This is a genomic window from Parageobacillus caldoxylosilyticus NBRC 107762 (genome assembly GCF_000632715.1).
Lineage (GTDB): Bacteria > Bacillota > Bacilli > Bacillales > Anoxybacillaceae > Saccharococcus > Saccharococcus caldoxylosilyticus.
Map to the genome: position 1 here is coordinate 1 of NZ_BAWO01000098.1, position 8,181 is coordinate 8,181.

6 protein-coding genes and 1 pseudogene are annotated in these 8,181 nt (G+C 40.7%); 1 reads left to right on the forward strand and 6 read right to left on the reverse strand.

Going from position 1 to position 8,181, the window contains the following annotated elements:
- The 4 genes from GCA01S_RS18450 to GCA01S_RS18465 all read right to left on the reverse strand — a co-directional run.
- The coding region (locus tag GCA01S_RS18450; RefSeq protein WP_042412313.1) for a LacI family DNA-binding transcriptional regulator at positions 1-885 on the reverse strand (885 nt) is incomplete at its 3' end.
- 465 nt (positions 886-1,350) lie between these two features.
- Positions 1,351-2,550 carry a CaiB/BaiF CoA transferase family protein gene (locus GCA01S_RS18455; protein ID WP_042412316.1) on the reverse strand — a complete coding sequence of 400 codons (1,200 nt, stop codon included), beginning with the start codon at positions 2,548-2,550 and terminating at the stop codon, positions 1,351-1,353.
- A 162-nt stretch (positions 2,551-2,712) separates the two neighbouring features.
- Complete coding sequence (gene aroD, locus GCA01S_RS18460) at positions 2,713-3,492, reverse strand: type I 3-dehydroquinate dehydratase (protein WP_026078534.1); 780 nt, start codon at positions 3,490-3,492, stop codon at positions 2,713-2,715.
- A 13-nt stretch (positions 3,493-3,505) separates the two neighbouring features.
- Positions 3,506-4,282, reverse strand: coding sequence for an IclR family transcriptional regulator (locus GCA01S_RS18465; RefSeq protein ID WP_017436018.1), 777 nt, complete (start codon positions 4,280-4,282; stop codon positions 3,506-3,508).
- A gap of 535 nt (positions 4,283-4,817) precedes the next feature.
- On the opposite strand from GCA01S_RS18465, the gene GCA01S_RS18470 reads away from it, so the two are divergent.
- On the forward strand, positions 4,818-6,125 hold the full coding sequence (locus GCA01S_RS18470; protein ID WP_042412318.1) for an MFS transporter: 1,308 nt from the start codon (positions 4,818-4,820) through the stop codon (positions 6,123-6,125).
- Between the two features lie 402 nt (positions 6,126-6,527).
- On the opposite strand, the gene GCA01S_RS18475 is transcribed toward GCA01S_RS18470, so the two are convergent.
- Together GCA01S_RS18475 and GCA01S_RS18480 are read right to left on the reverse strand one after the other, a co-directional pair.
- On the reverse strand, positions 6,528-7,517 hold the full coding sequence (locus GCA01S_RS18475; RefSeq protein WP_042412322.1) for a zinc-dependent alcohol dehydrogenase: 990 nt from the start codon (positions 7,515-7,517) through the stop codon (positions 6,528-6,530).
- Between the two features lie 106 nt (positions 7,518-7,623).
- A pseudogene (locus tag GCA01S_RS18480) lies at positions 7,624-7,862 on the reverse strand (aldehyde dehydrogenase family protein); the annotation flags it as partial.
- Positions 7,863-8,181: the final 319 nt, after the last annotated feature.

Genomic DNA, 8,181 nt, shown 5'->3' on the forward strand with positions numbered 1-8,181 from the left:
TATAGAGGGAGGATGAAATAAGGCGGATTCTTGAATATTGTCAAACCCGACTACAGCTATGTCACGGCCCGGCACCATTCCAGCTCCCTTTAAACCTAGCATAGCGCCAAACGCCACAACATCATTATAACAAAATACCGCTGTTGGCGGGTTAGGATGTTGCAGCGCTTGTTTCATCGCCTCTTTTCCTCCCTGCCTTGTTGTAAACGCTTGTATGAATAACGATTCATCTATTTCAATGCCTGCTTGTTCTAGCGCTTGACAATAGCCTTTTTTTCGGTCCCTCCATACAGATGAATCAGCAAAACCGCCTAAAAAAGCAATGCGGCGATGCCCTTGTTGAATTAAATGTTCTGTCGCCAATCTTCCACCAGCTACATTATCAATTCCAACGTAATCAAACTGTTCCTTGGATGGCAACTCCCTCGCTATTAATACGACTGGAATTTCCCACTGTTTTAGGCGCTCGACCATGTCCACCGAACATCCGGGCACAGGGCTCATGATGACGCCGCCTACCCGATACTCAAGCATCGTCGATAAAAGCGCATCCTGCTTCTCCGGGGAGTCAAACGTCGTCCCTAAAATCACAGTATACCCTTCTTTATCTAAAGCTTCATGAACACCGACTAACAATTCAGAAAAAAATGGGTTGCCGATTTCCGTAATAATCAACCCGACGGTGGAAGAACGCTGCGACCGCAAATTTGCGGCCACTCGATCATACACATATCCTAATTCTTTCATTGCCTTTAATACTTTTTCCCGCGTTTCTTTTGAAATGGACGAGCTCCCGCGGACAACGAGGGAAGCTGTCGCCCGCGATACGCCGGCATGTTTGGCTACTTGCTCTAAAGTGACGCGCGATCGCTTTTTTTTCGCCATCGATCAACACCTGCTTGCTGTTAGATGCACTTATCTTTGTTTCACTATCTGCTTTTTAACGGACGAAATGGATCAAATAAGAGTATAAGCGTTATTGACAAACGTTGTCAATTCATAATTAATATGAATCTCTTCCCTCTTCATTCTATATCCGTTTTTGGCAGCAACGCAGGAGGAGGGCTTCTTTCCCTGCCTAATACGATAGGTGAACCTCCCCGGCTAAATCAAAGATTCTAGTCGGGGCATCCATTGTCTTAAATACAGCTGTACTCATCCTAAATGCTTCGCATTATAGAATAGGAATGCGTCGAAGTTTTGGTTCAACAAAAGTTTTTGTGAATAAAAAAACTCCCGATTTCTCTCCCACCTTCCCTTCGTTTCGAGGGGGAGACTTCTCGGGAAATGTTAAAAAACAGATTGATCACCAAACTGCTTGGGGCTAATATGCAACATGTTATAAAACGGCTATATTACATTTTTTTCCTCAAGTGTTTGTATTTCTTCTAGTGATAATCCTAGCATATCCTGAAGAATTTCTTGATTGTGCTCTCCTAAGTCAGGGGCAATATGGCGAATAGTTCCAGGTGTTTTTTCGAATTTCGGGACAATTCCAGGAACTTTTATTTTTCCAAGTCGCGGATGTTTCACTTCGATAATATTCTCCCGAGCCTGATAATGTGGATGTTCAAAAATATCTTTAATATTCAAAATCGGACTGACAGGAACGCCATATTCGTCTAGCAGCTGAAGCAGATCTTCGCGCGTCATCGAACGAATCCAATCGGCAACCATTTGGTTCATTTCATCATGATGCTGCAAGCGACGTTCATTGGTGCAAAATTTTTCATTCGTTAAAAGATCTTTCCTGTTCATCGCTTTTGCCAATCGCTCAAAGGTGGAATCAGTACTTGTAACTAAAACAACCCAATGGCCATCCTTTGTCATAAATGTCCCCGCCGGACTCGAGTGGCCAGTTAACCCTGGGGAACGCTCTCTAATTTTTCCAAGCTTATCGTATTCAGCGATTAAAAATTCCATCATCCGGAATACGGATTCATATAAAGCGATATCGACCATTTGCCCCTCGCCTTGCGGATGGACATCGCGGTAATAAATGGCGGTCACCGCGGCAAAAGCAACGTAAATACCTGTAATATAGTCCGTTAAAGAAAACGGCGGACTGACTGGCGGCCGATCTGGATATCCTTGCAAATACGTAAAGCCGCTAAAAGCGGTAGCCGGCGTGCCAAATCCTGCTTTTTCCCGAAATGGTCCCGTCTGGCCATAACCAGATACGCGAATCATTACCAAATTCGGATTGATTTTTTTAAGCTCCTCATATCCCCCTCCCCATTTTTCCAACGTGCCAGGACGAAAGTTTTCAATAACAATATCGACTTTGCTGACCAATTTCTTAAAAATCTCCATACCTTCTTTTTTACGCAAATCGAGTGTCAAAGATTTTTTATTTCGTGACAATCCAGGCCACCTTAACGGTTCATGATCAAGAAAAGGACCTACATGCCGCAAAGTGTCTCCTTTACCGGGCATTTCAATTTTAATAACATCCGCACCAAAATCTCCAAGCAACACCGCGCCAAAGGGAGCGGCAATCATTGTGGATACATCTAGTACTTTAACTCCTTCCAATGGCAGTCTGCTCATTAGCTTTCCCCTCTCCCCTGAAAATAAACTGATTTATATATGGCAACCAGATGATGGTCTAGCTTTTTTATCATAAATTCTGTAAATAATAGACATCCTCTATATGTTACATAACCGCAAATCACTATCTACTTCTCCCAACACTTGCTTCTTACATATTTATTAACTGCTCAACATATATTTTTGAACAATGCGAATGGCATCTTTTAGATCTTCGATTGGTATTTGCCCTGGAGCTGAGCTATTTTGACCAACAGCAAAAGTAACGGCCGAACCAAACATCCATCCAGCCAAGCGAGTAATGACCCCTAATCCTCCCATCGACATGGTGATAAGGGGAATACTTAACTGACTTCGTGCCTCTTGGGTCGCATGGAATAAAACAAGCAAGTCTTGTGGCGAAGTAGGCATAACAGCGACTTTGGCAATATCAGCCCCATATGATTCCGCTTTCAGCATTTTTTGAACAATTTCTTCTTTTTGAGGAGTGAAGCTGAAATTATGATAGGACATAATCATGCGAATGCCATATTCCTTTGATACTTGACGAAGCGATACCAGTTCTTTTTCATAAAGCAACTCGTAATCAATCATATCTACTACTTGGCTTTTGCAAACCTCTATAAGTAGTTGGATTTTTTTCGTTTCTGTTAACGGAATAGGATTCCCGCCTTCCTTTTCCGAGCGAACCGTAAAAAGAATGGGAATTTCTCCTGCAATTTTTCTAATCGCCAGTGCTGTTTCTAGCACCTTTTGCGTATCGCAAATATCCTTAAAAAAGTCGGCGCGCCACTCAATAATATCAGGACCCTTTCGGCATATTTCTTCCGTTTCCAACAAAATTTGTTCCATACTCGCTCCTACTACAGGAGTACAAATGCATGGCTGTTCTCCGCCAATTTGTTTGCCCCTCACAGATACAATTTTTTGTGATATATTCATCATGATTATCCCCCTATTCTCGATATCCTAACTTTTCTGAAATGGCCTTAGCCCCTTCTTTGACAAACAGCTTATATTTTTCTATTACTTCAGAAGTAAATCGGTTCGTAGGACCTGACACAGACAAACACGCCTTAACTTCACCGTTAATATTGAAAATAGGTGCAGCAACCGCAGCGGAACCAACTTCACGTTCGTCAATGCTCGCAGCACACTGCTGTAACTTAATCTTTTCAAGTTCTTCTTTTAATTGAGTTAATCTTTCCTTTGATGGAACTTGCTCAAAAATTTGCTGTTGAAAAGCAGGTGATTGATAGGCCAAAATTGCCTTTCCACCAGCCCCTGCCCACAACGGTAATTTTTCTCCGATTTTAACCATGTGACGGATCGATTGAAGTCCTTCACATTGCTCCACACAAACCCTTGAATCTCTCTCCAACATATACAAATTTACTGTTTCGCGAGTCTTGTCACGCAGCTGTTCCATGATTGGTCTGGCAATTTCTCTGATTTTAATCGATTTTCCAGCAATGTGTCCAAGATAGTATATTCCTTGCCCAAGGCGGTATTTTAAAGTAACCGGATCTTTTACAACTAGATTATTTTGTTCTAAAGTAGATAACAATCTAGTAGTAGTGGATTTCGCAAGCGAAATTTTATTTGCAATCTCTGTTAAGGAAAGCTCCTGCTCTTCCAAAGTAAAACAATACAAAATATCGATTGCTCGTTGCACAGTGCGTAACCCTGTTTCTGTTTTTTTGCTATCTTGTTCGTTCGTAGATTTTATCATAAAATTCACCCCTTTTTTGTTCCATCAAACGGAAATTAATTTCTCTGTACGGAACTATTTGAGTCCATTTTACATTCGTTTTCTATTTTTATCAAGAGTTTTCAGATATTTTCGTTGCCTGAGTTTGATAAAACTTTGGTGCCGTAACATTACTGTATTCTTAGTTGTCCAGTTAGAGAATTGCAGACAGAAATGAAGGGAATTCCCTTTTAGATAAATAACAAGAAATGAAGCTGTTTTTTCGGAATGCAAACAGACAAAAACTAGAAAATGTACATAATAAGTAATATAATTTAGAAAAGTTTAAAAATTCTTGTTTATAATCTAGACAGATGCCAAAAAGTTTGTTATAATTCACTCAAAAGTTCCGTATTACGTAATCTAGTTACACACAGTGGAACATTTTTAGCCGTTGTTCTCAACCACTGTACATACTAGGAGGTGTTTCACCATTATGAAAGTCTAGCACTGTTTTTTATGAAATGTATGCGTTTACAACCAGCGATAAAAAATATAATGGATGGTGATTATGCGTATGAAAAAACGACGCTGGGCTATAGCCTTTTTAATCGCAGTTGGGGTTATTATTAATTATTTTGACCGCATCAATATGTCCGTTGCGATAAAACCATTATCAGAAGAGTTTCATCTAACTCCTGGACAACTCGGAATTCTTTTATCTGCCTTCGCATGGTCTTACGCCCTTCTTCAGATCCCTTCAGGTGCCTTACTAGATAAAATTGGAGTCAAATGGGTAGCACGAATTGGCACCATTATTTGGTCAGCTGCTTGTTTCATCACGGCGATTGCCAGCGGCCAGGGGCTTGTGATTTTATCACGGATTTTACTAGGAATTGGGGAAGCTCCATATTTTCCAGCTGCTACAAAAGCCATTGGCTACTGGTTTCCTCGTAACGAACGCGGAACAGCCGTTGCGCTTTATGATGCCCAGTCAAAACTGTCCAACGCAATCGGTACCCCTATTATCGCTTGGGTAATAACTGAATGGGGATGGAGAGCAGGGTTTTATGTCACTGCAGTTCTTAGTCTTGTCTATGCTATTGTGTTTTGGATTTCGTATCGGGACCCACATGAAGACAAACGACTATCTAAAGAAGAGTACACCTATATTGTAGAAGGAGGCGCTCAGAAAACAGGCGAATCATCAGGAAGTGTATGGAAAGATCTTCGATATTTATTAACAAAGCGAAAAGTTTGGGCAACGCTCATTGGGTTTGCGGCATACGGTTACTCCTGGTTCCTCTTTCTCACATGGCTTCCTGGTTATCTTGTCACGGAAATGCATATGTCCGTATTAAAATCTGGATGGTATGCGTCAATACCTTGGATTGTAGGAACCATCTCAGAGCTTTTAATAGGAGGATGGCTAATTGACCGTTTAGTAAATAAAGGATACAATTCGACACATGTACGTAAGACATTCCTTGTAATCGGCATGCTTCTTGGCATGTCTGTCATAGGAGCAGCTTTTACAAGCAATCCAAACATTGCGATACTCTGTATTTCCATTGCTCTTGGCGGTCTTGTCATTACTTCATCGATCGCTTACAGCATTCCAACCTTCATTGCCCCGCAGGGAACCGTCGGAACACTGGTAGGAATTTTAACGTTTGGAAATAATTCTATGGCCATTCTTGCTCCCATCATCACCGGATTTATTGTGCAGGCAACTGGATCATTTATGTACGCTTTTCTAGTAGTAGCGGTAATTTTGATTATTGGTATTTTCAGCTACGTATTTTTGCTTACTGATCTTGAGCCAATCGAACCTATGTTGGAGAATTCTACGAGATATGACATGAAAAACATAAGTACTCAATAAAAAATACAAAAGACATTAATGAAGGTCGGCTTTTCTCGTTGAAAGATACGTGAAGCCGGCCATATTTTATGATTGCCTCAATCCTATTACATTCTTGTTTCATAACGTTGTTCGGTTAATGCCTAATTTTCCTTAACACTTTCACATTTCTCTCTAAAGCTACTAATACAGCGATGTTCGTATGACCGCAAAGACCAAAAATATGTTCTACACCTCGATTTTCTAAATATATAAGTCTAAGTTGATTTTTCAACGTGTTGCAAACTTATCGTTTCCTAATTTTACTGTGGATCGCGTTGAATAAGAAAAAGCAATCCAAAAACTTACGCTTATCTATATGATGAATTTTTAAGTTGGATTTATATATTTGACTAATTGATGGAAAACAAGTTATTTCCTCCGTCATACCTTCTTAAAACTTAGAATGACCTTGCCGACATTTCCCGAAGCCGCTAGTTCATAAGCTTGTTGATAATCAGCGACTGGCAAAATTTTTGAAACAATAGGATCAATAGAAAAGGAAGGATCACGCAAATATTCGATAGCTTGTAAATAATCATCTGGGAACTGATAAATAATCGTTCCATGAATTGTCAATTCGCTGCGTACAATATGAATTACCGGAAAAGTAGCTTCTGTCGCTAATCCTATTAAAACGACATCACCGCCAGGATTCGTTATTCGAATCGCTTGTTCCACCGCGCTTTTTGTTCCCGCTGCTTCAAATACGACGTCAAACGTTTCATGTTGTAGTTCATAAGGGTAAAGTGTGCGAATATTCCCGACCTTTTTTATAAGTTCAAATTTGTTTGGGTTAATATCAATCGCAGTAACTTTTGCGCCTAAATGATGTGCCAACGCCGCTGCTAGCATTCCCTCATTGCCACAGCCAACAACTGCGACTGTCGTATTCTTCGCAATATTTACCTTTTTGAAAGCGTGAACAACAACGGCAAACGGCTCAATTAACACTGCTTTTTCATCCGGTAGATCATCAGGAACCGATAAAACATATTTAGAGGAAATGATAAACTCTTGAGAAAAACCACCGTCCACATTAACGCCCAACGATTTTTTGTTCCGGCATATATTCGTATAGCCTTTTACGCATAAGTCACACGTTCCGCAATACGTGTTAGGAAGAACAACAACGCGCGTTCCTACGTCATACGCTGCATTTTCTCCTTTTTCTATTACGACACCGAGCAGTTCGTGCCCGGGCCGTACAGGATATGTTGCGTGCGGAAGCTTCCCTTTGAAAACACTTAAATCAGAGCCGCAAATTCCTCCATAAATAAGCTGAATTTTCACTTCATCATCCTTAGGAGCGCGTAGAGAATCTACATGACGCAATTCGAGTTCGTTTGGTTTCGTTACATATAGTTCAATCATTAAGTCCACCACCATGTTTTGACAAGACATATGAATCTGAAAGACAATCATCTTTAATTCCTGTTATCTCTCGATCGCATAGCGAAAACCTTCACGGCTAATTCCACCCAGCAAGCTTATATATGTTTCGGCTTTCGACAATTCCGCTAGTAAACGAATTACGTTGACGCGGTCATCTTTTCGAATTTGCTGGCCAACTTCCGCCCTGCCAAGCACCATGTTCACGCCGCGTTCAGGAAATCCCGCTTCCAGCAATAATTTCAGCAATTCAACTGCGATCAACGGAGTCTGCGGAGCAGGTTTCAAAACGACGCTATTGCCCGCGGCAAACGCTGAACCAATTTCTAGATGCGTATTAAAGAGCAACCCTGTTTAAAACAATACATCGCCTTTTCTACCGTTCCTCCATGCACATCGCCAAGCAATAATAAATGATAGAAATCACGGATATGATTATTTTTCGTTCCAACATCTTGTTAGATCGATCTAGTAAATTTAGAAAGTTCAACCATTCACGAACATTATATGTTTTTTTGTAAACATTGTCAACTCCTACAAACATTTTACTCACACTCGTTCGTTCGGTGACTTGATTAATCTTCTTGTTTGAGATAGAATTAACGTATAGTCCTCCTTGGTATTCAAATTAGGGGTCAATTCGTGC